Annotated in this window: 21 protein-coding genes; all 21 read left to right on the forward strand. The window is 38.2% G+C overall.

Translation table 11 applies throughout. The features are described 5' to 3' along the window. Positions 1-2 precede the first annotated feature (2 nt). The 21 genes from DVY93_RS04945 to DVY93_RS05045 all read left to right on the forward strand — a co-directional run bounded on the left by DVY93_RS04945 (position 3) and on the right by DVY93_RS05045 (position 25,292). Entirely contained in the window at positions 3-434 is a 432-nt protein-coding gene (locus DVY93_RS04945; protein WP_230709484.1) for a low molecular weight protein-tyrosine-phosphatase, read from the forward strand. A 45-nt stretch (positions 435-479) separates the two neighbouring features. Then, complete coding sequence (locus DVY93_RS04950) at positions 480-2,759, forward strand: GNVR domain-containing protein (protein WP_230709486.1); 2,280 nt, start codon at positions 480-482, stop codon at positions 2,757-2,759. Positions 2,760-2,812: 53 nt separating this feature from the next. Then, a complete protein-coding gene (locus tag DVY93_RS04955; RefSeq protein ID WP_230709487.1) occupies positions 2,813-4,771 on the forward strand; it encodes a polysaccharide biosynthesis protein in 1,959 nt (652 codons plus the stop codon). A gap of 68 nt (positions 4,772-4,839) precedes the next feature. Continuing rightward, entirely contained in the window at positions 4,840-6,117 is a 1,278-nt protein-coding gene (tviB, locus tag DVY93_RS04960) for a Vi polysaccharide biosynthesis UDP-N-acetylglucosamine C-6 dehydrogenase TviB (protein ID WP_230709489.1), read from the forward strand. A 23-nt stretch (positions 6,118-6,140) separates the two neighbouring features. Further along, positions 6,141-7,175: an NAD-dependent epimerase/dehydratase family protein gene (locus DVY93_RS04965; protein ID WP_230709491.1), complete on the forward strand. Its 1,035-nt coding sequence runs from the start codon at positions 6,141-6,143 to the stop codon at positions 7,173-7,175. Between the two features lie 18 nt (positions 7,176-7,193). Further along, positions 7,194-8,252 carry a dTDP-glucose 4,6-dehydratase gene (gene rfbB / locus DVY93_RS04970; protein WP_230709493.1) on the forward strand — a complete coding sequence of 353 codons (1,059 nt, stop codon included), beginning with the start codon at positions 7,194-7,196 and terminating at the stop codon, positions 8,250-8,252. Next, positions 8,253-9,122, forward strand: a complete 870-nt coding sequence (rfbA, locus tag DVY93_RS04975; RefSeq protein WP_230709495.1) for a glucose-1-phosphate thymidylyltransferase RfbA — start codon at positions 8,253-8,255, stop codon at positions 9,120-9,122. A 3-nt stretch (positions 9,123-9,125) separates the two neighbouring features. Further along, positions 9,126-10,172, forward strand: a complete 1,047-nt coding sequence (locus tag DVY93_RS04980) for a TDP-N-acetylfucosamine:lipid II N-acetylfucosaminyltransferase (protein WP_230709496.1) — start codon at positions 9,126-9,128, stop codon at positions 10,170-10,172. An 80-nt stretch (positions 10,173-10,252) separates the two neighbouring features. Then, entirely contained in the window at positions 10,253-10,891 is a 639-nt protein-coding gene (gene purN / locus DVY93_RS04985; RefSeq protein WP_230709497.1) for a phosphoribosylglycinamide formyltransferase, read from the forward strand. Further along, on the forward strand, positions 10,888-11,577 hold the full coding sequence (locus DVY93_RS04990; RefSeq protein ID WP_230709498.1) for a WbqC family protein: 690 nt from the start codon (positions 10,888-10,890) through the stop codon (positions 11,575-11,577). Before purN ends, DVY93_RS04990 begins: the two co-directional genes overlap by 4 nt. Beyond that, positions 11,577-12,707: a dTDP-4-amino-4,6-dideoxygalactose transaminase gene (rffA, locus tag DVY93_RS04995; protein WP_230709499.1), complete on the forward strand. Its 1,131-nt coding sequence runs from the start codon at positions 11,577-11,579 to the stop codon at positions 12,705-12,707. Before DVY93_RS04990 ends, rffA begins: the two co-directional genes overlap by 1 nt. Beyond that, on the forward strand, positions 12,704-14,125 hold the full coding sequence (locus DVY93_RS05000; RefSeq protein ID WP_230709500.1) for a lipopolysaccharide biosynthesis protein: 1,422 nt from the start codon (positions 12,704-12,706) through the stop codon (positions 14,123-14,125). Before rffA ends, DVY93_RS05000 begins: the two co-directional genes overlap by 4 nt. 99 nt (positions 14,126-14,224) lie before the next feature. Next, positions 14,225-15,313 (forward strand): glycosyltransferase family 4 protein, encoded by a 1,089-nt coding sequence (locus tag DVY93_RS05005; protein WP_230709501.1) that lies wholly within the window; start codon positions 14,225-14,227, stop codon positions 15,311-15,313. 96 nt (positions 15,314-15,409) lie between these two features. After that, positions 15,410-16,420: an EpsG family protein gene (locus DVY93_RS05010; RefSeq protein ID WP_230709503.1), complete on the forward strand. Its 1,011-nt coding sequence runs from the start codon at positions 15,410-15,412 to the stop codon at positions 16,418-16,420. A gap of 9 nt (positions 16,421-16,429) precedes the next feature. Beyond that, positions 16,430-17,464, forward strand: a complete 1,035-nt coding sequence (locus tag DVY93_RS05015) for a polysaccharide biosynthesis protein (RefSeq protein WP_230709504.1) — start codon at positions 16,430-16,432, stop codon at positions 17,462-17,464. 2 nt (positions 17,465-17,466) lie between these two features. After that, positions 17,467-18,579 (forward strand): UDP-2-acetamido-2,6-beta-L-arabino-hexul-4-ose reductase, encoded by a 1,113-nt coding sequence (gene wbjC, locus DVY93_RS05020; protein ID WP_230709514.1) that lies wholly within the window; start codon positions 17,467-17,469, stop codon positions 18,577-18,579. Between the two features lie 9 nt (positions 18,580-18,588). Continuing rightward, positions 18,589-19,719: a non-hydrolyzing UDP-N-acetylglucosamine 2-epimerase gene (wecB, locus tag DVY93_RS05025; RefSeq protein ID WP_230709516.1), complete on the forward strand. Its 1,131-nt coding sequence runs from the start codon at positions 18,589-18,591 to the stop codon at positions 19,717-19,719. Between the two features lies 1 nt (position 19,720). Continuing rightward, positions 19,721-20,884, forward strand: coding sequence for a glycosyltransferase (locus DVY93_RS05030; RefSeq protein WP_230709518.1), 1,164 nt, complete (start codon positions 19,721-19,723; stop codon positions 20,882-20,884). 249 nt (positions 20,885-21,133) lie between these two features. Further along, positions 21,134-22,252: a glycosyltransferase family 4 protein gene (locus tag DVY93_RS05035; RefSeq protein WP_230709520.1), complete on the forward strand. Its 1,119-nt coding sequence runs from the start codon at positions 21,134-21,136 to the stop codon at positions 22,250-22,252. Between the two features lie 23 nt (positions 22,253-22,275). Further along, a complete protein-coding gene (locus tag DVY93_RS05040) occupies positions 22,276-23,811 on the forward strand; it encodes a hybrid nucleoside-diphosphate sugar epimerase/sugar transferase (RefSeq protein WP_230709522.1) in 1,536 nt (511 codons plus the stop codon). A 38-nt stretch (positions 23,812-23,849) separates the two neighbouring features. Continuing rightward, entirely contained in the window at positions 23,850-25,292 is a 1,443-nt protein-coding gene (locus DVY93_RS05045; protein WP_230709524.1) for a capsule assembly Wzi family protein, read from the forward strand. Positions 25,293-25,403: the final 111 nt, after the last annotated feature.

Consider the following 25,403-nt stretch of genomic DNA (forward strand, 5'->3'; position numbering starts at 1 on the left):
GCATGGCGTTTGATAATATTTTAGTGGTATGCGTGGGTAATATTTGCCGTAGTCCCATGGCAGAAGCATTATTAAAACAACGTTATCCTTATAAGAATATCGACTCTGCAGGTGTGGGCGCTTTAGTCGGCCATCCTGCAGACCCTGCTGCGCTAGAAATCATGGCCGAACAACAGCTTGATATCACCAAGCATGTGGCAAAACAGATTGATGAGCGTTTGGCAAAAAAAGCGGATCTGATTTTTACCATGTCAGACAGTCAGACAAAGTGGATTGAGGAACGTTGGCCATTTTGCCGTGGCAAAACCTTTAAGCTTGGACATTGGCAAGACAAAGATATTGCTGACCCTTATAAACATGATATGAGTGCTTTTGAAACAGCATATCAAGATATTGTTGATAGTCTCGCGCAATGGGATGATAAAGTTAGCTAAATAACGGCCACTAAACGATTAACCTTAAGTGATGAACATACAGTTATGAATACAGATTCAAAGAATTTATCAAACTCTGCTTCTAAAGAAGATAATGACGAAATTGATCTTATGGCGCTGCTGTTTGCCATTTTGCGTGGCTGGAAAATCATCGTATTTTTTGCTGTATTAGGTCTGGTAGTTGGAGTGTTATATAGCAGATATGTCAATCCCACCTTTAAGTCGGATGCACTGATTCAAATTGAAGAGGACTCTAAAGGGGTGGCAGCATTAGGAGCTGATATCTCTGAGCTAGTCGGGTCGGAAGCTAGTAAAGCCCAAGCAGAAGCAGAACTGATAAGATCGCGTATGATCTTAGAACCTGTTGTTAATTTATTACATCTACGTATCCGCCTATCTGATCCTAATATTGGGGCTTTAGATAGAATAAAAAATAATAGTACTGCTACTCAAATAAATAAACCTGAAGGTGTGTCACTTAAAACTAACGATGGTGAAGTAGAAATCAGCCAGTTTAACGTGTCGCAAGCGTATTTAAATCAACCATTTACTTTAACACGTTCAGCGACTGGATTTGTGTTAAGCAATGGTTTTGAGGAGTTTAAAGGTCAGTTTAACAAGTCGCATTTATTTAAAGGTGCAGACGGGCAGATTCAAATCACCGTTAATGACCTTCCTGCTGATGGATACCCGGTTAATATTACTAAGCAATCGCTTCAAACCACCACGGAGCAGATAAATAATGCATTGTCTGTGGTTGAAAAAGGCAAGCAGACGGGCATTATTCAGCTGTCTATGACTGGTGCCAATCAGCAGCAGACTAGTTTGATATTAAAACAAATCGTTTTATCTTATATTGATCAAAACCAGTCTCGTGGTTCTGAAGAAACCACCAAAACGATCAGTTTTATGGAAACTCAGATTCCAACCCTGAAGAAAAAACTGGAAGATTCTGAAGCTATATTTAATGATTTCCGTGAAAAATACGGTACTATCGACGTGGCAAAAGAAGCCGAACTGTTATTGACAGAAAGCTCGCAAATTGATGCGCAGCTTAACGAGCTTAAATTAAAAAAAGCGGATCTAACGACTTACTATACGGAAGAGCATCCATTGGTGGTCCAGATCAATGAGCAGCTTGCGGTGCTTAATGCTAGAAGACAAGAAATAGATGATACTATTGCGGGTCTACCTGAGATTCAAAGAGAGTTTTTACAGTTATCAGCTGACACGACGATCAATAGAGAGATATATCTCACGCTACTCAAAAACTATGAGCAGTTAAAGATCGTTAAAGCGGGTCAAATTGGTTTTGCGCGTATCATTGATTTGCCTATCAGTACTTATCGAGCGATTGCACCAAAGACGCTGCAAATTATCATATTGGCCATGCTGTTGGGGGCTATGCTTGGGACAATGCTAGTACTGCTCAACAATATGCTGAGAAACGTGGTCAAAGATCCTGAGCGTATTGAAGCTAAAACGGGCGTGCCTGTGGTAGCAACAGTCCCACGCTCTCCACTGCTGACGAGACTGCGTAAGAATAAGAAAGCGCCTAATCGTTTATTAGCCTATATCGATAACAATAGCTTAAGCTACGAAGCCATCAAAAGCTTAAGAACGAATCTGATGTTTGGCATGCCAGTGCAAGGGCGAGCAGGACAGCGAGCGAAAGTTATCCTTATCACCGGTGAAAGGCCTGGTGTCGGGAAGTCCTTTATCTCTGCTAACCTAACGGAAGTATTTGCTCAATTAAATAAAAAAGTTCTAATTATGGATGCTGACATGCGTTTGGGTGAACTGCATAGAATGTTTAGCATGAGTCAAGATAATGGTTTAGCTGACTATTTATCGCAAGATACGTTATCACAAAGCACGACTCATTTTGCGCAAGAAAATACTCAAGTTCTAGAAGCTGTTAACATTCAAGATAGTAGCAATCTAGCAAGCTTTATCCATCCGACCGGTATAGATAATGTTGATTTTATGCCACGTGGTGAGCACCCGCGCAACCCGGCGTCTTTATTGGCTAACGGTCGCTTCAACACTTTAATGGCAGAACTAAATCTGCACTACGATTACATTGTGATCGACTCGCCGCCAGTATTAGCAGCTTCTGACGCTATGATATTAGCACAGCACGCTGATAAGGTATTGATGGTTACCAGATATGATGTTTCGATAGAAGGGCAGGTGGTTTATGCTGTCAATCAGATGAATAAAGCCAACATACAGGTCGACGGCATCATTCTCAACGATGTACAACAAGGAATGACAAGTAAATATAGTTATCACTATAGTTACGCTTATGGTAATAACCAGTAATTAGTTTCTTAGTAGTTTTACCTGTATTAATACCCTTTGAGTAGTTGAGTGTTATGTTTAAAAAGTCAAATGCTAAAAGTGCGTACCAGTCACTGAATGGTAAAAGTGGCTGGTTACAACGTATAGCCGAATACTTGTTGTCATTACCTCGTAGCGTTAAGCGCGTTATTTTGCTTAGTACAGACTTGATATTGTCATTAACTTGTCTGTTTTTAGCCTTATCTTTACGCTATGGCTATCTTGGCAATCATATTGATCTAGCGGCACTATGTTTTTACGCCATTATCCCTATCGTGGGCTTGTACGCGATAGGGTTTTATAGAGGTGTGGCTAGGGGTTTCTTTGATGCCGTCATGGCAAACGTTTCGCAACTCTTTCTTTTGCTGATTGTCTTTTATGAAATCATTATCTCGTTTGATATCTTTCCTTATATGCCGCGTTCAGCTCCTATCATATTTCTGTTTCTATTCTTTATTTGGTTATGGAATAGTAGGCTGACTATCCGTGAGTTCTTAACGCGTCTACAAGGAAAAAACCAACAAGGTGCTAGAGTCGAAGGTGGTTACGATAATGTCATTATTTATGGTGCAGGAGAGGCAGGTCGTGACTTATTAGAAGGCTTAAGAAACTCACATAAGTATAATGTTGTGGCTTATATCGATGATGACCCACAGCTTACAGGAGCTTACTTACTTGGTAAAAAGATTTATCCGGCTCATGAGTTGATAAGCTTGGTCGAGAAGCTTGATATTGCACAGGTTTTCTTGGCTATTCCGTCTATTAGTCGTGCCCAAAAAAGAGACATTATAGATAAGCTGTCAAGCATTGCTGTAAAAATAAAAGAATTACCAAGTCTAGAAGAAATTGCTGATGAAAAAGTGACGGTCAGTAGTATGCGCAAGGTGGACATCTTAGATGTACTAGATCGTCAAACTGTTGAGCCGGATGCACGGTTGTTACAAAAGAATATCAGCGGTAAATGCGTACTGGTTACTGGCGCTGGTGGCTCTATTGGTAGTGAGCTGTGCCGTCAAGTGATGAAAAACCAGCCTAAATGTCTTGTGCTCTATGAGCTGTCTGAGTTTGCACTTTATAGTATCCATCAAGAGTTAACCATAAAACAGGCCAACACCCCTGCTTATCAAAACATTGAAATAGTCGCCGTCATCGGTAACGTCACTAATGAATCGAACTTGCTTAGAGTACTTAATCTCCATAATGTACAGACGGTTTATCATGCTGCCGCCTATAAACATGTACCTATGGTAGAGCATAACCCCTTTGAAGGCGTTATTAATAATACCAAAGGCACTTATCACTGTGCGCGAGCAGCCATCAAAGCCAATGTTGAAACGTTTGTCTTAATATCTACAGATAAGGCAGTAAGGCCTACTAACGTGATGGGGGCTTCTAAGCGCTTGGCAGAGCTAGTATGTCAAGGCTTAAGTCAGACAGATAGTCAGACCTGTATTAGTATGGTGCGTTTTGGTAATGTCCTAGGATCGTCAGGCTCTGTCGTACCGCTATTTACTAAGCAGATAGAACAAGGTAAACCGATTACGGTTACCCATCCTGATGTGACGCGCTATTTTATGACGATTCCAGAGGCAGCAAATTTAGTGATCCAAGCGGGTGCGATGGCGTCGGGTGGTGAGGTGTTTGTCCTCGATATGGGAGAGCCGGTCAAGATCGTTGATTTGGCGCACCGAATGATTCACTTAAGTGGTTTTGATATTAAAGATGCTACCCATCCTGAGGGTGATATTGAAGTGATATTTACGGGGCTCAGAGCAGGCGAAAAGCTCTATGAGGAGTTGATCATTGGTGAAGATAATATTGAAACGACTTATCATCCATTAATTATGCAAGCAATGGAGCATAGCTTTCCATTAGATGAGCTTGAGTTGATACTGTTTGAACTTACCGAAAAGCAAAAAGAGTTTGATGTCCCTTGGCTAAAGCAGCAGTTTCAGCAGTTTGTAGCAGGTTATCAAGAAGGAATTAAAGCTTAATAGCTTTAAATTAACACCCTAGATACCGTATTTTTAAATAAAATGGGTTAGATTAATAAAGGAATATCATGTTAGATATTAATAATATAAAAATAGCAGTTATTGGGCTTGGCTATGTAGGTCTGCCTTTAGCCGTTGAGTTTGGTAAGCATCTGCCAGTAGTGGGCTTCGATATTAATGCTGAACGTATTTCAGCTCTGACTGCGGGAACGGACCACACGCTGGAAGTGAGCGATGAAGAGTTAGCGCAAGCTACGCATTTGAGTTATAGCTCAGATATTCAGACGCTTAGAGACTGTAATTTCTTTATAGTGACTGTACCTACGCCTATCGATGATTATAAACAGCCCGATCTTACGCCTTTAATTAAAGCCTCAGAAGCTATCGGCAGTCTACTTAAAAAAGACGACATTGTGGTTTATGAATCGACCGTTTACCCTGGGGCCACAGAAGAAGTTTGTATTCCGGTGTTGGAGAAAGTTTCTGGATTAACCTTCAATCAAGACTTTTATGCCGGTTATAGTCCTGAACGTATTAACCCGGGTGATAAAGAGCACCGTGTTACCAATATTTTAAAAGTAACGGCAGGCTCAACACCTGAAGTCGCTGATTTTGTGGATGAAGTATACAATTTAATTATTACTGCCGGCACTCATAAAGCAGCAAGTATCAAAGTAGCAGAAGCAGCAAAGGTGATTGAAAACACCCAAAGAGATGTCAATATTGCCTTAATTAATGAGTTAGCCGTCATTTTTAACAAAATGGGTATTGATACTCAAGCAGTCTTAGAAGCGGCTGGCACCAAGTGGAATTTCTTACCTTTCCGTCCAGGCCTTGTCGGTGGTCACTGCATCGGTGTAGACCCTTATTACTTGACTCATAAAGCCCAAGCGATTGGTTATAATCCAGAGATTATATTGGCTGGTCGTCGCTTGAATGATAGCATGGGTGAGTATGTGGTCACGCAGTTGGTCAAAACCATGATTAAAAAGCGTATTCAAGTTGAAGGTGCCAAAGTTCTGGTTTTAGGGCTGAGTTTCAAAGAAAACTGCCCTGATGTGCGTAATACCAAGGTCATCGATATCGTCCATGAGCTAGAAGAATATAATATCGACGTTGATGTCTATGACCCTTGGGTAAATAAAGCAGAAGCTGAGCGTGAATATAGTGTGACGCCTATCAGCAAGCCCGCTGTAAATAACTATGATGGTATCATCTTAGCGGTCGCTCATAATGAGTTCGTCGATATGGGTGTAGAGCAAATTAGAGCGTTTGGCAAGAATGAACACGTGCTTTATGATTTAAAATATGTTTTCACTAAAGAAGACACTGATATCCGCTTATAAATCTATAAAAAATACGGAAAGTAATGGTTATGACGTCAACTGCATATGAAAAAGTTCAAAAAGTACTAATTAACGAGCCAAAAACCTGGTTAATTACTGGGGTAGCGGGATTCATTGGTTCTAACTTACTAGAAGAGCTATTGTTACTAAATCAAAGAGTGGTAGGCCTAGATAATTTTGCGACGGGTTTTCAGCATAATCTAGATGAAGTACAAGGTTTGTTAAATGAAGATCAGTGGCAGAACTTTACCTTTATAGAAGGTGATATTCGTAATCTAGATGACTGTCAGGCAGCATGTATAGGCGTAGACTACGTACTGCATCAAGCAGCACTAGGTTCGGTGCCACGCTCTATCGCTGATCCTATCAATACCAATGATACCAATATCTCAGGCTATTTAAATATGCTGGTAGCCGCTCGAGATGCTAAGGTAGCTAGCTTTACCTATGCGGCGAGTAGCTCAACGTATGGCGATCATCCAGCACTGCCAAAAGTCGAGGATGCTATTGGTAATCCGTTATCACCCTATGCGGTGACTAAATATGTCAATGAGCTATATGCCGATGTATTCTCACGTACTTATAGCTTTAAGACGATTGGTTTGCGTTATTTCAATATCTTTGGTAAACGCCAGACGCCAGATGGTGCCTACGCAGCAGTAATACCGAAATGGACGGCTGCTATGATCGCAGGTGATGAAGTATTTATTAATGGCGATGGTGATACCAGTCGCGACTTTAACTTTATTGAAAATGCGGTACAGGCCAATATCCTAGCAGCGACTGCTACTGAAGAAGCTAAGAATCAAGTCTATAATGTAGCAGTCGGTGGTCGTACTACCCTTAATACGCTGTTTTCAGCACTGAAAGAGCATTTAAGTACTAATGGAGTTAGCTACACCCAAGAACCCGTCTATCGAGATTTTAGAGCAGGGGATGTGCTTCATAGTCAGGCTGATATTAGCAAAATACAAAATGCGTTAGGCTATGCGCCGCAGTTCGATATTATTCAAGGTATTGAGAAAGCAATGCCTTGGTATGTTAAGTCTTTAACTTAATACAATAAGCAGGTTTTTATGAAGATATTAGTTACTGGTGGCGCAGGCTTTATTGGCTCTGCTGTTATCCGCCATATTATCCATAATACGGACGATGAAGTCTTAAATATCGATAAGTTAACCTACGCGGGTAACTTAGAATCACTCAAAGATATTGCTAAAAGCCCTAGATACGAGTTTCAACAGATTGATATCTGTGATAAAGAGGCGTTAGAGGAAGCGTTTAATAGTTTTCAGCCTAATCTTGTCATGCATTTAGCAGCAGAGTCACATGTAGATCGCTCTATCGATGGACCTGCCGAATTTATTAATACTAATATTGTCGGTACGTATCATTTATTAGAAGTCGCGCGTCAATACTGGCAAACGCTTGATGACATAAGCAAGCAACAGTTTAAATTCCATCATATCTCTACCGATGAAGTGTATGGTGATTTAGAAGGTACAACGGATTTATTTACTGAAACCACCTCTTATGCGCCAAGCTCACCTTACTCTGCGTCTAAGGCGAGCTCTGATCATCTGGTTCGTGCCTGGCATCGTACCTATGGTTTCCCTATTTTAGTCACTAATTGCTCTAATAATTATGGTCCTTACCATTTCCCTGAAAAGCTTATTCCGTTGGTTATCTTAAATGCTCTAGATGGCAAAGCTTTGCCTATTTATGGTAAAGGCAATCAAATACGTGATTGGTTATTTGTAGAAGATCATGCGCACGCATTATACAAAGTGGTCACTGAAGGCAAAGTTGGTGAGACTTATAATATCGGTGGACATAACGAAAAGCAAAATATCGAAGTAGTGAAAACAATTTGTCAAATTTTAGATGAGTTACAGCCTCATGCCGACGGGATTCAATATGAGTCGTTAATCACGTTCGTAAGAGACCGTCCAGGACATGACTTGCGCTATGCTATTGATGCCAGCAAAATTGCCAATGAATTAAATTGGACGCCGACAGAGACGTTTGATAGTGGTATTAGAAAAACGGTCGAATGGTATTTGAATAATATGGACTGGTGCAGCCGCGTTCAAGATGGCAGCTATCAACGTGAAAGACTAGGAGCAGGTGAATAAATGAATACAAAAGGTATTATTTTAGCAGGCGGTTCAGGTACGCGTCTTTATCCCATTACTAAGGGTGTTTCTAAGCAGCTGCTCCCTATCTATGATAAACCGATGATTTATTATCCGTTATCTGTATTGATGCTCGCAGGTATCCGTGAGGTGCTTATTATCAGTACACCAGATGATATAGAGGGTTTTAAGCGTCTGCTCGGAGATGGTCAAGAGCTTGGCATCGATATCAGCTATGCGGTGCAGCCGAGTCCGGACGGCTTAGCGCAAGCATTTATTATTGGCGAAGAGTTCATCGGTGATAGCAATGTGTGCTTGGTGCTTGGTGATAATATCTTTTATGGTCAAGGGTTTACTCCATTGCTCCGTCAAGCAGTCAATCGTCAAAAAGGCGCAACTGTCTTTGGCTATCAAGTAAAAGATCCAGAGCGTTTTGGCGTAGTAGCATTTGATGAAAATAAGCGCGCTATTTCGATAGAAGAAAAGCCTGTCAAGCCTAAATCTAATTATGCGGTAACTGGTTTATATTTCTATGATAACGATGTCATAGAGATTGCTAAAAAGGTTAAGCCTTCTGATCGAGGTGAAGTTGAGATTACCACTGTCAATCAGATGTATATGGAACGTGGTGATCTAAATGTAGAGCTACTAGGTCGTGGTTTTGCGTGGTTAGATACGGGTACACATGACAGCTTGCTAGAAGCTGGGCAGTTTGTGGAGACTATTGAAAAGCGTCAAGGTTATAAAGTTGCTTGCTTAGAAGAAATAGCTCTCAATAACGGCTGGCTGAGCAAACAACAAGTGATTGAGATTGGTCATTCGATGAGCAAAAATGCGTATGGTCAGTATTTATTAGATTTAGCGAAGTAAATAATGACTAAAAAAATAGTACATATTACTGGCTGTGATAAATTCATTCCTCCTTTTATTAGATTTGTTAATGAAAAATTTAATTCTAAAGAACATCAGTTTTTAATAACAAATGGAATGTCTCAAAAAGACCTTATAAATTATGAAAACATAGAGCTATCGGGGGTATCAAAATCTAAGGAAATTATACATTATGTTAAAGTGTTAATTAAGATGCATAAAGCAGAGAAAATTATTTTGCATGGATTATTTAACATTAAGTTAGTTCAAATTTTATTTTTTATGCCTTGGCTTCTCAAAAAATGTTATTGGGTTATGTGGGGCGGTGATTTATATACTTATCAGATAGGAGAAAGAACCTGGAAATGGCAAGTAAAAGAGCTATTTAGACGACCTGTCATTAAAAATATTAGTCATCTAGTGACCTATATTCCAGGAGACGTGGATTTAGCTAGAAGATGGTATGGCGCTAAGGGCGAGTATCATGAATGTTTGATGTACTTGAGCAATACTTATAAAGCTTTAGATGCTCCAAGTATTCAAAGTGATACAGTAAACATTCAGATTGGTAATTCAGCAGACTCTTCCAATAGTCACTTTGAGATATTAGATAAGCTGCTACCTTTCAAAAATCAAAACATAAAGATATACGCACCACTATCATATGGTGATCAGGCGCATGCTAAGAAGGTTATAGCTAAAGGTAAAGAGTTATTTGGCGAAAAATTTATAGCTCTGACAGAGTTTATGCCATTTGAGCAGTACCTACAGTTTTTAGGTAGCATTGATATTGCTATCTTTAACCATGAAAGACAACAAGCCATGGGGAATACTATTACCCTACTTGGCTTAGGAAAAACTGTATTCATACGAAGTGATACCACACAATGGAAATTTTTTAAAGATAAAAACATTGAAGTTTATGACTTCTTAAAATTAGATTCTCTGAATAAAAAAGAACATTTACATAATACTCGAGAAGTTAAACAGTATTTTTCTCAAGACAACTTAAAAGAACAGCTTTCTTTATTATTTAACTTTAATTGCTAGTTTTATCTTACTTATCTATAAGCAGACGTAGTTTATTAGCGTAATGTTATTAATACAATAATCACATAATAGGATTTTATATGGCTAAGATTTTATTTCTCGTCTCTGGTGGTGGTGGGAATATGAAATTTATTCACCTAGCAAAAAAGGTTGGTCTTATCAACTTTGAGCAACTAGCAGTAATTGCTGATAGAGAATGTAAAGCACTGACATATGCCAAACAAGAAGGCTTATATAATAAACTAGTCTCTTACTCGGCTAGTAATTCGAAAGAATTAGTTAGTTCGATAAATAAACTCTCTCCAGATATTATTATAACTAATTGGCATAAAATTCTAGGAGAGGATGTAGTTGCACTATATCAAGATAGACTAATAAATTTACATTACTCTCTTTTGCCAGCTTTTGGTGGATTGATAGGCATCAAACCTATTCAACAAGCTATGGAACGAGGTTGTAAATATATTGGTCCTACTTGTCATATAGTTGATGAGGGCGTAGATACTGGGAAAATAATATCCCAGATCGCCTTTAAAACCCCTACAGACTTAGATCTAGCAATCGAAACAATGTTTAGATATGGATGTGTCACTCTTCTTGATGGTATAAGCCAAGTTGTAGACAATAAAATACTTATTAAGGACTTCTCTACTACTAATATTGAAGATAATTTAAAGTTTTTTAATGATACATTTTGGCAGGAGTTATCGAGACTATGAAAAAAATAGCAATTTTACAGTCAAATTATATTCCTTGGAAGGGCTACTTTGACTTGGTTAACATGGTAGACGAATTCGTCTTATTTGATCAGGTTCAATATACTAAAAATGATTGGCGAAATAGAAATCAAATAAAAACGAAACAAGGTATTCAATGGCTTACCATACCTGTAAGACATAAAGAATCAGATCAAAAAATAGTTGATACTAAAGTATCGGATTTAAAATGGAATACTAAGCACTGGCGTACTATTCAACAAAGCTATTCAAAAGCTCCTTATTTTAAAGAGTATAAAGATATTTTTGAGGAGTTTTATTTAAATAATACCGAAGAATACTTAAGCCAAATCAACTTTCAACTTATAAAAATAATTAATCAGATATTGGGAATTAAGACCGTTATAAAGTGGTCAAGCGACTTTGACTTAGTGGAAGGTCAGACCGAAAAGCTATTAGGTATATGTAAACAAGCAGGTGCTGATATATATCTAAGTGGACCAGCAGCAAAAGATTATTTCGATGAAAAACTGGCCGAGCAAGAGGGTATTCAAGTTGAATGGATGGACTACTCTTGCTATCCAGAATATAACCAACTTAATGAACCTTTTGAACATGGCGTAACTATCTTAGACCTTATATTCAATGAAGGTCCAAATGCTACTAAATATATGAAGAGCTTCAAATAATGATCGTATTCAATAAACCACCCTATACGGGTAACGAAGACCAGTATGTATTAGAAGCCATGCGTAGTGATAAAATGTCTGGTGACGGGTCTTTTACTCAACGCTGTCATACTTGGTTTGAATCGAACCTCCCTTGTAAAAAAGCATTACTCACCCCTTCATGCACTGCTGCTTTAGAGATGGCAGCGATTTTAATTGATACACAGCCAGGCGATGAGATTATCATGCCGAGCTATACTTTTGTGAGCACCGCTAATGCTTTTGTATTACGTGGTGCTAAGATCGTATTTGTAGATATTCGTCCAGATACTATGAATATAGATGAAACTAAGATTGAAGCTGCTATTACTGAAAGAACCAAAGCAATTGTTCCTGTACATTATGCTGGTGTCAGCTGTGAGATGGATACCATAATGGATATCGCACAGCGTTATAATCTATATGTTGTTGAAGACGCTGCTCAAGGTATGATAAGTAATTACAAAGGCAAAGCGTTGGGTACAATTGGTCATTTAGGTGCTTTTAGTTTTCACGAAACCAAAAATTATACGAGTGGTGGTGAAGGTGGTTTGTTAATTATCAATGATGACAAATTCATAGAGCGAGCTGAAATTATTCGAGAAAAAGGTACTAACCGTAGCCAGTTCTTCCGAGGAATGGTTGATAAATATGGTTGGGTAGACATTGGAAGTAGTTATTTACTAAACGATATAAGTGCTGCTTATCTTTTTGGCCAACTAGAAAAAGCTGATGAAGTAAATAATAATCGCTTATCCGCTTGGTCGCGTTACTATAAACAGCTTCAGCCTATTCAAGCAGCTGATAAAATACAATTGCCTATTATACCCGATGATAGTGCGCATAATGCTCACATGTTCTATCTAAAAACAAGGGATTTAGAAGAGCGTAATCAATTATTAGAATATCTAAAAACAGAAGAGATTGCAGCTGTTTTTCACTACGTACCTCTGCATAGTGCAATAGCTGGTAAGATTTATTCTGAGTTTTCCGGAAAAGATATATACACAACGTCTGAAAGTGAACGACTGGTTCGTTTACCATTATGGTATGGAATTAACGAAAGTGAACAAAATAAAGTCATTGATTCAATAGTTGAGTTTTATAAGTGACTCCCAAAAAAATAGCAGCCTTTGCGCTTGGTCCAATTGGAGGAGCTGCTTTAGGTTTGATTACCCTGCCTATAGTCGCATGGTTTTTCTCTCCAGATGATATTGGCCGATTAAGCATGTTGCATGTGACTCTTAGCTTTTCGATACTGCTATTTAGTTTAGGATTAGATCAAGCTTATGTTCGTGAGTTTCATGAAGTTACAGACAAGCCAGTATTGCTTAAGAGTGTATTCTTACCTGGTTTTGTTTTACTTACAATAGGTATAGTCATTTTAGCACTTATGCCTTGGTCTATGTCTGTGTTATTGTTTGGTATAGATTCAAAGTTATTGACGGGTCTGTTGATTGTAGCAATTCTTTTACAGTTTTCGTCTCGATTTCTAAGCTTGATATTACGTATGCAAGAAAAAGGTTTTGCATATTCAATGAGCCAGATTTTACCGAAACTCTTTTTTCTAAGTGTTTTAGGTTGTTATTTTCTATTTAGTGTGGAAGCTATTTTTGAGAACTTAATGATCGCTAACTTGCTTTCCTTGTCTGCTGTTTTCTTAATTTACACATGGAATACTCGGAAAGACTGGTTAGCTGCTCTAACAGCAAGAATTGATAAAAACAAGCTAAAACGAATGATTAGTTTTGGACTCCCATTGATAGGTAGCGGAATTGCCTTCTGGGGTTTAACTGCTATGGATAAGTTCTTTATACGTGGTTTCTCTTCATTTAAAGAGCTAGGTATTTATTCAGTTGCTATTAGCTTCGCTGCTTTAGCATTAGTTTTTCAATCAGTTTTTTCTACTGTATGGGCTCCTATAGTTTATAAGTGGGCATCTGAAGGTCTAGATCCGCACAAGGTTAAAAATATAACTGACTATTCAACGTTAGCCGTAATATCAATTTGGTCGCTAGCTGGGATGTTTTCATGGTTAGTGACTTATATTTTGCCTCCAAAATATGACCAAGTTCAATACATCTTACTGGCATCGATGGCTCATCCATTATTGTATACGCTTTCAGAAGCTACAGGTGTAGGTATTGGGGTCAAAAGAAAAACAGCTTACGCAATGTTGGCAGCTCTTGTGGCATTACTTTTAAATGCAATTGGCAACTGGTACTTAGTACCAAAACATGGTGCCGCTGGAGCTGCAGTTGCATCTGCGTTTGCTTTTTTAGCGTTCTTTATAGTGCGCACAGAAGTTAGTGCACGTTTGTGGCAAAGCTTCGAGAGAGTTAGAATGTATATCCTTGTGCTTTGTATGGTCATTCTAAGTTCAGCTATCAACTTTATAGAAATAAAACCTATTTCAATGTTTATACTCTATTTTATGACGCTTTTAAGTTCTATTGTATTATTCAACAGTCAGTTTAAAGTACTCCTTAGTTCTATTTTAAGTTTATTTAAAAAAAGTATAAAAACCTAATACTTCATAGTCTTAATTACCTATATTTTATATTTAAAAATAGCGTAAGACTGTGGATTAATTTCTATTTTTACATTATTTTTGTTATCTGGATAAATTATGAAAATCTTAATGGTTCATCATGGTAAAGGTATTGGAGGTGCTCCTAAAAGTATGAGTTATCTAGCTAAAGGTTTAATTGAGCGCGGATATTTAGTTGAAATTCTATTTCTTCAAGCTTCAGATGCGACAAGTTTATTTGACGAAATTGATTGTGATAAATATGTGAGTAAAGTTCCAATATATTATTTTTATCATATGTCTAAATGGGTGCGCCTATGGCAGGTGCATAAGTTAGTAAGCCAGTTAGTATCAGTTACGTTACAGACCTTTTTTGTAGCACCATATTACATACTAAAAACCAAACCTGATATTGTTTATATAAATACTTCAGTAATTCCAGAGTGGGCTATTGTTTCAAAATTTTTAGGCAAGAAAGTAGTTGTACATATTCGAGAAACTCTATCGGAAGGACATTTTGGCATTCGGAGTTTTCTCATTTCTACTATAATCAACTCTTTTGCTGATCTAGTGATCTCGATTTCCAAATATAATAAGTCAAAAATTAAAGGTATAGGTAAAGCGAAATCCTTAGTTGCATATAATTATGAGCGATTACCTACCATTAACTCTAGCTATAAAAAAATTTATGACTTTATATACGTTGGAGGTGAGTCTGAAATTAAAGGTTGGAAAGTTATGGAGTTTCTAATACGATCTAATCCGCTTGCAAATTTTGTGTTGGCTGGAGAGTATTCTGACAATACAAAACGAAACTTGCTATTGCTACCAAATGTCAATATCATTGGCGTGGTTCCAAATGTATATGAATATATTAAGCAGTCTAGGTTTCTTTTGTCACCTTTTGCTGAGCCTCATTTTTCACGTCCCGTCATTGAAGCATATGCTTATGGTGCTGTTCCATTGGCTACTTTTGGTGGTGGCTCAAAGGAACAAGTTGTTGATGGAATAACAGGTTTTTTGTTTAATAAATCTGATTTCAAATCTGCTAACTTAGTAGTTAGAACTTGTTTAAATCTGAATGATAGTGAATACTTTTGTTTATTAAGTAATGGGAAAAAACTTTTCAGGGATAGATTTTCTTCTTCTAATGAAGCTGAAATTATTAACCTTATAGCTGAAGTGTAGTAATGTAACAAATGTAAGTTATAGACAAATAACACAATTATTTACTAATAGACACTTTGCATTTCACTAACTCTGTATTCTTTGGGAGCCTTAAGTTTGGTTATAAAATCTTATAAAAGAATCCTATTTGCTTTTATCTGCCTTTCTCCCTTTTTTTTACTAACCGCATTTAGAGATTATAATATCGGCGTTGATACTGCTGCGTATTTTTGGGAGTATCAATTTGCATCTATGGATTCATATACTTTAAGAAGAACAGAGCCTTTATTTTCTTCTATTTTAATTTTTTTTAATAGCATGGGCTTGAACTTTCGTAGTTTCCTATTTTTTCAGAGTTTAATATATTATTTCTCTATTTCTTTGTTAGCAACTTTCGTTCCTCAAAAGTCAATTCTAGCTTACATTTTAGTGATTTTTTCTTTTGGAATACTTTCTTTTGGTTTTTCTGGTGTACGCCAGTCAATTGCTATGTCTATTTTTTTTGTGGCTGTTTATTTATGGGTCTATCGAAAATATAGCTGGTATATTATTTTAGGTGTGTTAGCTTTTTTTATTCATAATACATCCTCAATAGCTTTTTTAGTTTTTTTATTTGCCACTAGTAGGTTTACACCGCGCTACTCTTTTCTGTTCTTATTTCTATTTGCTCCGATTTTTTCCGTTTTGGATGTATCATGGCTTAGTTTCTTGTCAGATATCGATGTAAAGCAGTACCATTACCTTCAAGCTGATGATAGTTTTTTAAATATTAAGGTACCACTTAGTTTTTACTTTGTCTTAATTCTTTCTTTTGTTATCTTAGCGCTTAAATTGACAAATATATATTTACCTAGCCACCAGTCCTTATATAATGTCAAGCGTATAGAAAAAATGGTTGTTTGGGGTGCTGTAATTACAGCTTGCTTTTTTTGGATGGCAATGAGTGTTCGGCTCACTGATCGATTAGCGTTATATTTTGTTCCTTTTTCAGGAATATTAGTATCTTGGGCTATCAACTCTTTAAATAATAGTTATTTGAAAGTTGTGATGAAAGCTTTATTATTACTTATTCTTATAGTGGTTTTTGTTATTGTTAACGAAACATTGTTTTTCTCTATTTTAAAATAAGGTGTCTTGATGTTTAAAGATAAGGTTTTATTAATAACAGGCGGCACTGGCTCATTCGGAAACGCAGTACTAAAACGTTTTCTCGATACTGATATTGCAGAAATTCGTATATTTAGCCGTGACGAAAAAAAGCAAGAAGACATGCGTATAGCCTATGCTAATTCTAAGCTTAAATTCTATATCGGCGATGTCCGTGACTACTATAGTTTATTAAGCGCTACACGCGGTGTCGACTATATCTATCATGCTGCTGCTCTCAAGCAAGTCCCTTCTTGCGAGTTTCATCCTATGCAAGCGGTAAAGACCAATGTACTGGGTACAGAAAACGTCTTGGAAGCCGCTATTCAAAATAAAGTTAAGCGTGTCGTATGTCTAAGCACAGACAAAGCTGTCTATCCTATCAATGCTATGGGTATCTCCAAGGCCATGATGGAAAAGGTAATGGTAGCCAAATCACGTAATTTAGAGGGTCTAGATACCGTTATTTGTGGTACGCGTTATGGTAACGTTATGGCCTCGCGTGGTTCAGTTATACCCCTATTTGTCGAGCAGATATTAAAAGGTAAGCCGCTTACTATTACTGATCCCAACATGACTCGCTTTATGATGACATTAGAGGATGCCGTAGACCTAGTGCTATATGCTTTTGAGCACGGTGAGAACGGTGATATTTTCGTGCAAAAAGCCCCTGCTGCTACTATTCAAGTACTGGCAAAAGCATTGACAGAGCTAATGCAACGTGAAGAACACCCTATCGTTGTCATGGGTACACGCCATGGTGAAAAGGCTTATGAAGCCCTTTTAAGTCGCGAGGAGATGGCAGTGGCTATTGATCAAGGCTACTACTATAGAGTTCCAGCAGACCAACGTGACCTGAATTATGGAAAATATGTCGACCAAGGTGATATGCATATCACTGAGATTGAGGATTACAATTCACATAATACCGAGCGCTTAGATATTGATGGTATGAAAGCCTTATTGCTTAAGCTAAACTTCATCCGTGCATTAACTGAAGGTCAATACCTAGATCCAGAGGTGTAATTATGAATATTTTAGTCACAGGCTCAGAAGGTTTTATCGCAAAAAACCTCATTCAGTTCCTATCTGAAAAAAACGATATCAATATCTTATGTTTTAATCGTAGCTCTAGTGAGAATGAACTAGCAGATATGATTATCAAGGCGGATTGGATCATACATTTAGCCGGGGTCAATCGTCCCTTAGATGAGCAAGAGTTTGTAGAAGGTAATATTACCTTAGCGCAAAAGATTGCTGATTTGCTAACAGAGAATAAGAAGAGTACGCCAATTATCTTATCTTCTTCTATTCAGGCCGAGCAAGACAATGCTTATGGTCAAAGCAAGTTAGGCGGTGAGCAAGTATTGATTCATTTAAACCAAGTCCAAGATAATCCAGTATATATCTGTCGTTTAGCCAATGTATTTGGCAAATGGTCACGACCTAACTATAACTCTGCGGTAGCTACTTTTTGCTATAACGTCGCTAATGATTTACCCATTCAAATTAACGATCCTGATGCGCTTATTCGCTTGGTATATATAGACGATGTGGTAGAGACGTTTTGGCGAATGATTAAGGGTGATTACACACCAGAGCAGTATTTCGCCATCGAGCCAGAGTATCAAATTACGGTTGGCGATTTAGCAGATACTCTACGAGAGTTTAAACAGTCGCGTGAGACTTTAATAACGCTGCCAGTAGGTACTGGTTTGACCCGTGCTCTATATTCTACTTATTTAAGTTTTCTACAGCCGTCTCAATTCGACTATACCGTAACTAAGCATGGTGATGAGCGAGGTGTATTCGTCGAGATGCTTAAGACCCCTGATGCAGGGCAGTTTTCCTATTTTACTGCTCATCCAGGGATTACTCGTGGTGGACATTATCACCATAGTAAGACTGAGAAGTTTTTAGTGATTAAGGGTAAGGCTTTATTTAAATTTAAACATATTGTTACGGGCGAGTACTATGACTTAGAAACCAATGGCGATGAAGCCAGAATTGTCGAAACCGTACCGGGCTGGACTCACGATATTACCAATATAGGTGTGGATGAAATGATCGTTATGCTATGGGCAAATGAGATCTTTGATCGTGAAAAGCCCGACACTTATGCTATGCCAATAACAGATTAAGAGTTGATTATGAAAAAGTTAAAGCTAATGACTGTCGTAGGAACCCGCCCAGAGATTATTAGACTGTCTCGAGTTATGCAAGCCTGTGATAAGTATTTCGATCATACACTCGTTCATACCGGTCAGAATTATGATTATGAGCTAAATGAAATCTTCTTTACTGATCTAGGTATACGTAAGCCTGACCATTTCTTGAATGCTGCTGGTGGCACTGGTGCCGAAACTATTGGTAATGTCGTTATCGGCGTCGATAAGGTATTGGAGGAAGTGCGACCAGAAGCCTTGCTTGTGCTAGGTGACACCAACAGCTGTATGGCAGTTATACCTGCTAAACGTCGTAAAATTCCTACTTTCCATATGGAAGCAGGAAATCGCTGCTTTGATATGCGGGTACCAGAAGAGATCAATCGCCGTATTGTAGATCATACCGCAGATATTAATTTAACTTATAGCACTATTGCTCGTGACTATTTACTAGCTGAGGGTTTACCTGCTGATCTAGTGATTAAAACTGGCAGCCCCATGTTTGAAGTGCTAAATCACTATAGAGCCAAAATCGAAGCGTCTGACATTTTAGATACTTTAGGCATTACAGAGCATCAATACTTTATTGTCAGTGCTCACCGAGAAGAGAATATTAATTCTGAGCAAAACTTTTTAGACTTGGTTGATATGCTCAATGCCGTTGCAGAAAAATATCAATTTCCAGTAATAGTATCTACGCATCCGCGTACTCGTAATCGTATTGAATCATTGAATGTTGAGTTTCATCCGTTAGTACAGTTATTGAAGCCACTAGGGTTTAGTGACTATAATAAACTACAACTCTCTGCAAAAGCGGCGCTATCAGATAGTGGTACTATCAACGAAGAGTCTTCTATTTTAAATTTCCCCGCATTGAACTTACGTCAAGTGCATGAACGCCCTGAGGGTATGGAAGAGGCGGTAGTGATGATGGTAGGATTGACCGCTGAACGTACTTTGCAAGGATTGGGGATATTGGAGTCACAAGCACGGGGCGAAAACCGTTCTTTAATGTTGGTTACTGATTATAGTATGCCTAATGTCAGTGAAAAGGTTGTGCGAATTATCTTAAGTTATACTGACTATGTTAATCGCGTTGTTTGGAAGAAGTATTGATATGCAAGATAAAAAAAAGCTTATTGTCTATGTAGGGTCTTATAGTTTTCCTAATGGAGGAGCTGCAGCTCGTAGAATCTATGGCAACTGTGTAACTTTAAAAAAAGCTGGTTATGATGTTATTGTTACATCTGGTCAAGTATCAACAAAAATGGTAGATGAATACAATGGGATTCAAGTTATATCTTTAAATGAGAGACTTTATGAGAAGCTCCCCACAGTATTAAAGCATCTAATGTACTTCAACGCGGGGAAAAAAACTATAGAGTGGCTTGATAACTTAACTATAAAACCTGCAGCTATTATTCTTTATAGCGGCTATTCCCCTTATTTAATTAAACTTATTCCATGGTGTAGAAAAAACAATGTTAAAATCATATTTGATGCTGTTGAGTGGTACGATGCTCCAAGTAGGTTCCATTATTTTATTTCCCCGTATTATTTAAATATAGAGCTAGCTATGCGCTGGCTTAATAAAAAATGTGATTCTTTAATCGTTATAAGTGATTACCTGAAAGATTACTATACTGGTACAGTTGACAGTCTAGTGAAAATACCGCCAACAGTGAATTGCGAGTCTATTGGAGCTAGATTAAATCACGAAAACTCAAAAACAATTAAGCTGGTTTATGCGGGTAATCCAGGGAAGAAAGATTTACTTGCTCTTATAATAAAAGCTGTACAGAATATTACTATGGAAGGTAATAAAGTACAGCTGCATGTTGCAGGAGTTACTAGTGATAATCTTAGAAAATTCTTGAATAGCTCATCATGCTCTGAGGAGATTTTAGATAATTTTTTATTTTGTCATGGTATATTAAGTCATGATGAAACCCTAGAATTAGTGAGATCTGCAGATTATTCTATTATTATCAGGCCTCCAATACGAAGTGTACAGGCAGGGTTTCCTACAAAGTTTGTTGAGAGTCTAGCAGTTGGCACACCTGTTATCGCAAACATCACAAGTGACTTAGATTCTTACTTAATAGATGGAGTTAATGGGCTAATTTGTTCAGACTCTTCTTTAGAATCGATTAAAGCCACTATTAATAAAGCATTTGAAGTTGAGGACTATAGTGAAATGAGGATCGATGCTAGAAAAACAGCGGAGAGCTATTTTGATGCTATTAATTACTTAGATAGTTTAAAAAAAATTATAGGATAGTATTCTAATTGATAAGATAAATTATAGGGTAGGATAAAATACCTATTATAGTCAGTGTTTTTCAAATAAAAGGTATGCAAAAAAAATTTATACTAATCAAATTTCTAATAATAGCTATCTACTCAGTTTCTACTCTAAAATTTCGTAAAGTACTCGTTGCAACTATTCAGTAAGTTGGCTCTTGTATTCGTATTTTTACTTTATAGTGGCATAATAAACTTTTATCAGCATAATCTCGTAAGGATAATATTGAAAATATTATACATTGTTAACGAACCTTGGTTTTTCTTATCTCATCGCTTGCCTATTGCTCTAGCAGCTCAAGAGCAAGGGTACACGGTACACGTAGCAACGAGACATGGTGCAGCCGTTCAAGAAATTATAAGCAATGGTTTTGTCCATCATGAGATACCATTATCACGTAACAGTAGCAATATACTAAGTGAGCTAAATAGTTTATTAACGATTTGGAAGCTTATAAATAATGTCAAGCCAGATGTATTGCATTTAGTGACTATAAAACCTGTTTTATATGGCGGTATAGCTTCTCGCTTTACATCAGTTAATAAGGTAGTGGCTGCTGTATCAGGGTTAGGCACTTTATTTTTGGCAGAAGGTGTTAAAGCAGACTTAAAACGAAAAATTGGAGTAGGCTTATATCGTTTTGCTTTACGCTCTAAAAAAACCACAGTTATACTGCAAAATCCTGATGACAAGCAGTTATTAATAGATTTAAAAGCTGTCAAGGCTGAGCAAACTACACTCATACGTGGTTCAGGTATAGACCTATCTACCTTCCAGTCTATTCCTGAAAACTTAAATGATACGCCTGTAGTGACTTTCGCAGCACGTCTGCTATTCGATAAAGGATTAGCAGAATATATTGAAGCTATCAGACTACTGAATAAAAAAGGTGTGGTAGCCAACTATCAGATAGTGGGAGATCTAGATTTAGGTAATAATACGAGCGCCACAGAGCAAGATATTGAAGAATGGAAAGCTATTCCCAATTTAGTTGTATTGGGGTATAAGAAGGATATGTCTACTGTATTTAGAGACTCTAATGTTGTAGTGCTACCGTCTTATCGCGAAGGATTACCCAAAGTTTTAATTGAGGCTGCCGCATGTGGTAGGGCTGTGATTACTACAGATGTACCCGGATGCCGTGATGCTATAGAAGAAAATAAGACGGGATTATTAGTTCCAGTTAAAGACTCGAAGGAATTAGCTAATGCTATTGAAAAGCTAGTGACAGATACTGAGCTTCGAGTAGAAATGGGTATTGCTGGACGTCAGCTAGCAGAGAGAGAATTTGCGATTGAAAAAGTGATAGAGCAGCATCTATCTATTTATCAGCAAACCAATTGAAATTTGATTTAGGATATCTATCCATGAGTAATAAACATAGATTACTTCTCACTGGGGTAACTGGGTTTGTTGGCAGTGCTATACAAAAACGTATTGTAGCAGATGGGAGCTATGATTTAACGATTGCTGTGCGTAATGTTAATGAGCAGTCGGACGCTGTACGGATTGTCAAAGTTGATGATTTGACAACTAGCACTGATTGGAGTGATGCACTAAAAAGTGTCGATGTAGTTGTTCATACAGCTGCTCGTGTGCATGTAATGGATGACAAGTCTACCGATCCTTTAACTGAGTTTCGTAAAGTAAATGTGGAAGGGACTTTAAATCTAGCTCGCCAAGCAGCTGATTCAGGTGTAAAGCGTTTTATATTTATTAGCTCAATTAAAGTTAATGGTGAAGGCACGAAGATCGGTAAACCTTATACAGAAGGTTCTAAGCCTAATCCTACCGATCCTTATGGTATTTCTAAATACGAAGCTGAGCAGGGTTTACTCAAGTTAGCAGAGACTACGCCATTAGAAGTTGTAATTATTCGTCCTACTTTAGTATATGGCGAAAATGTAAAAGGTAACTTCCATTCTTTAATGAAATGGACTTATAAAGGTATTCCACTTCCTATAGGTGGCATCAAAAAGAACCTACGTAGCTTAATATATGTCGATAATTTGGTTGATTTTATTATTACCTGTATCGAGCACAAAGATGCTAAAAATGAAGTTTTTTTGATATCTGACAATGATGATATTTCTACCGCTGGTTTGTTAGAAGAGATATCAAAAGGCTTAGGCGTTAAAAACAAAGCGGTAAATATACCTGTTGAATTTATTAATACGGCAGCAAGTGCAGTTGGTAAGTCAGGTGTCGCTCAAAGGCTATCAGGATCATTGCAAGTTGATATTAGTAAGGCTAAAAATTTGTTAGATTGGAAGCCTAAATATTCAACTAGTGAGTCCATTCAGGAAACTGCTAAATGTTATAAGTCAAGTTTAGCAACTTCCCAGTCTATGCCTTTACAAAGACCATTGGATATTATGTTCTCAGCTGCGGGGTTAGTAGCAGCGTCACCCTTGTTAATTGGTGCAACTGCTATTGGTTACTTGGACACAGGCTCGCCTTTATTTGTGCAAGAACGTGTCGGTAAAGACCAAAAGCCCTTTAAACTAGTGAAGTTTCGTACTATGAAAGTAGATACAGCGTCTGTAGCGAGTCACCTAGCTGATAATAGCTCTATCACTAAATTGGGTAAGGTATTACGCAAGACCAAACTTGATGAACTGCCACAGCTGATTAATGTCTTCAAAGGCGAGATGAGCTTAGTCGGACCGAGACCTAATCTATTCAATCAAGAGGAACTCATAAAAGCCAGAGCAGATCAAGGCGTTTATGACGTGTTACCTGGTATTACAGGGCTAGCTCAGTTAAGTGGCGTAGATATGTCTACTCCCAAGCTTTTAGCCGAAACTGATAAAGAAATGATCGATAATCTCAACTTGAAAAATTACTTTTACTATATTGCTAGAACAGCTTTAGGCAAAGGTAGTGGGGATGCTGTTAAATGAAAGACAATATAATCTCAGTTATTTGGAAGTAATCTATCATGTATAAAAAGCTAAGTCTTGCCCTAAGTTTGAGTGTCTTATCCTCAGTGTCGATGTTGGCATCTGCACAAAACCTGTATATGAACGATCTAAAGCTTAAGGCAGATCTTGACTGGCTGAATACTCAAGGGGTTGCACAGATTAGCACCAGCACGTGGCCGCTGACTGCTAATGAGATCAATCGCGCGTTAAATACGGCTAGTGCCCAGACGCCAGCGCAGCAGCAGATGTTGCAGTCGGTACAAGCGCGATTGAGCCAAAACCGTGACTCAGTGGTAAAAGGCTCTGCCGCCCTGCATATACAAACCGATAGAGACCAGCTACCACAAAAATTTGCTGACGATCAACTTGCAGGTCAACAAGCAAGTGTAGGTGTGTCGCTTAGCGAAACAGATTGGGAATTTAATCTCCAAGCCAATGTAAAAAATGACAAACTTATCGATGACAGCTCAGACGTTAGCTTTGAAGGCTCATACCTTGCTGGTACCGCAGCCAATCAGTGGTTGATAGCGGGTAAAATTCCTACCTGGTGGGGCCCCGGGCATGATGGTAGCCTTATTCGAGGTGATGCAAGCTTGCCAGTGACAGGTTTTACCATGCAGCGAGATCAACAAACAGCGCCGACATCCCCATATTTATCGTGGGTCGGACCTTGGCAGTATCAATTATTTGCAGGTCAGCTTGAAGATTATGATGCCGTACCAGATGCTAAGCTATTTGGTGCTCGCCTTACTGCGAGTCCATGGGAGTGGTTAGAAGTCGGGGCTTCTCGTACCTTTATGTGGGGCGGTGAAGGTCGTCCAGAGAGTTTTGGCTCTTTTGGTGATGCTCTGTTAGGTACCAAAGATAATGGTGGTAATGATGAAGGAGATCCTGCTAATCAACTTGGTGGGTTCGATGCACGCTTAAATTTAGCACCATTGGTGAATGTACCTGCTGGCGTTTATGCACAATACGTAGGTGAGGATGAAGCAGGAGGACTACCTGCCAAAAATATGTATCTAGCGGGCGCAGACTATGCTTCTAGTGCTTACGGTAAGCCTTATCAGCTTTATGCGGAGTACACAGATACACGCACTAGTGGCGAAGTTCGGGGTGTCTCTTATGACCATGGTACTTATACAGATGGGTATTATCAGCAAGGCTATCCATTGGGGTATGCGCTAGGCGGTGATGCGGAAAGCATAGCGCTTGGTGGTCGACTATGGCTTGATAATCGCAACTTCATTAATGCTAAAGTGCAGTATGCAAAAGTCAACCAAGCAGATGAAGCTATTAATCAAGCGTTTCCTACTACCGATAAGCTGACAGGTATCGATGTGGCGTGGGAGCATCAGCTACAGCCGAAAGCGCTGGTTACCACCAGACTGTGGGCGATAGATTCTGATAGCCAATCCAGTGATATTGGTGCCGCAGTCGGATTAGAGTTACAAACCTACTAGATTGCCGTTCACTTAACTATCTAAAACTCTTAAAAGTTATAAAACGGTCTATTAAATGCTAATAGGCCGTTTCTTATTTAAATCTTCTAAAGCTGTATACTGGTTAATAGT

Source organism: Psychrobacter sp. CCUG 69069 (assembly GCF_021023115.1).
GTDB lineage: Bacteria > Pseudomonadota > Gammaproteobacteria > Pseudomonadales > Moraxellaceae > Psychrobacter > Psychrobacter namhaensis.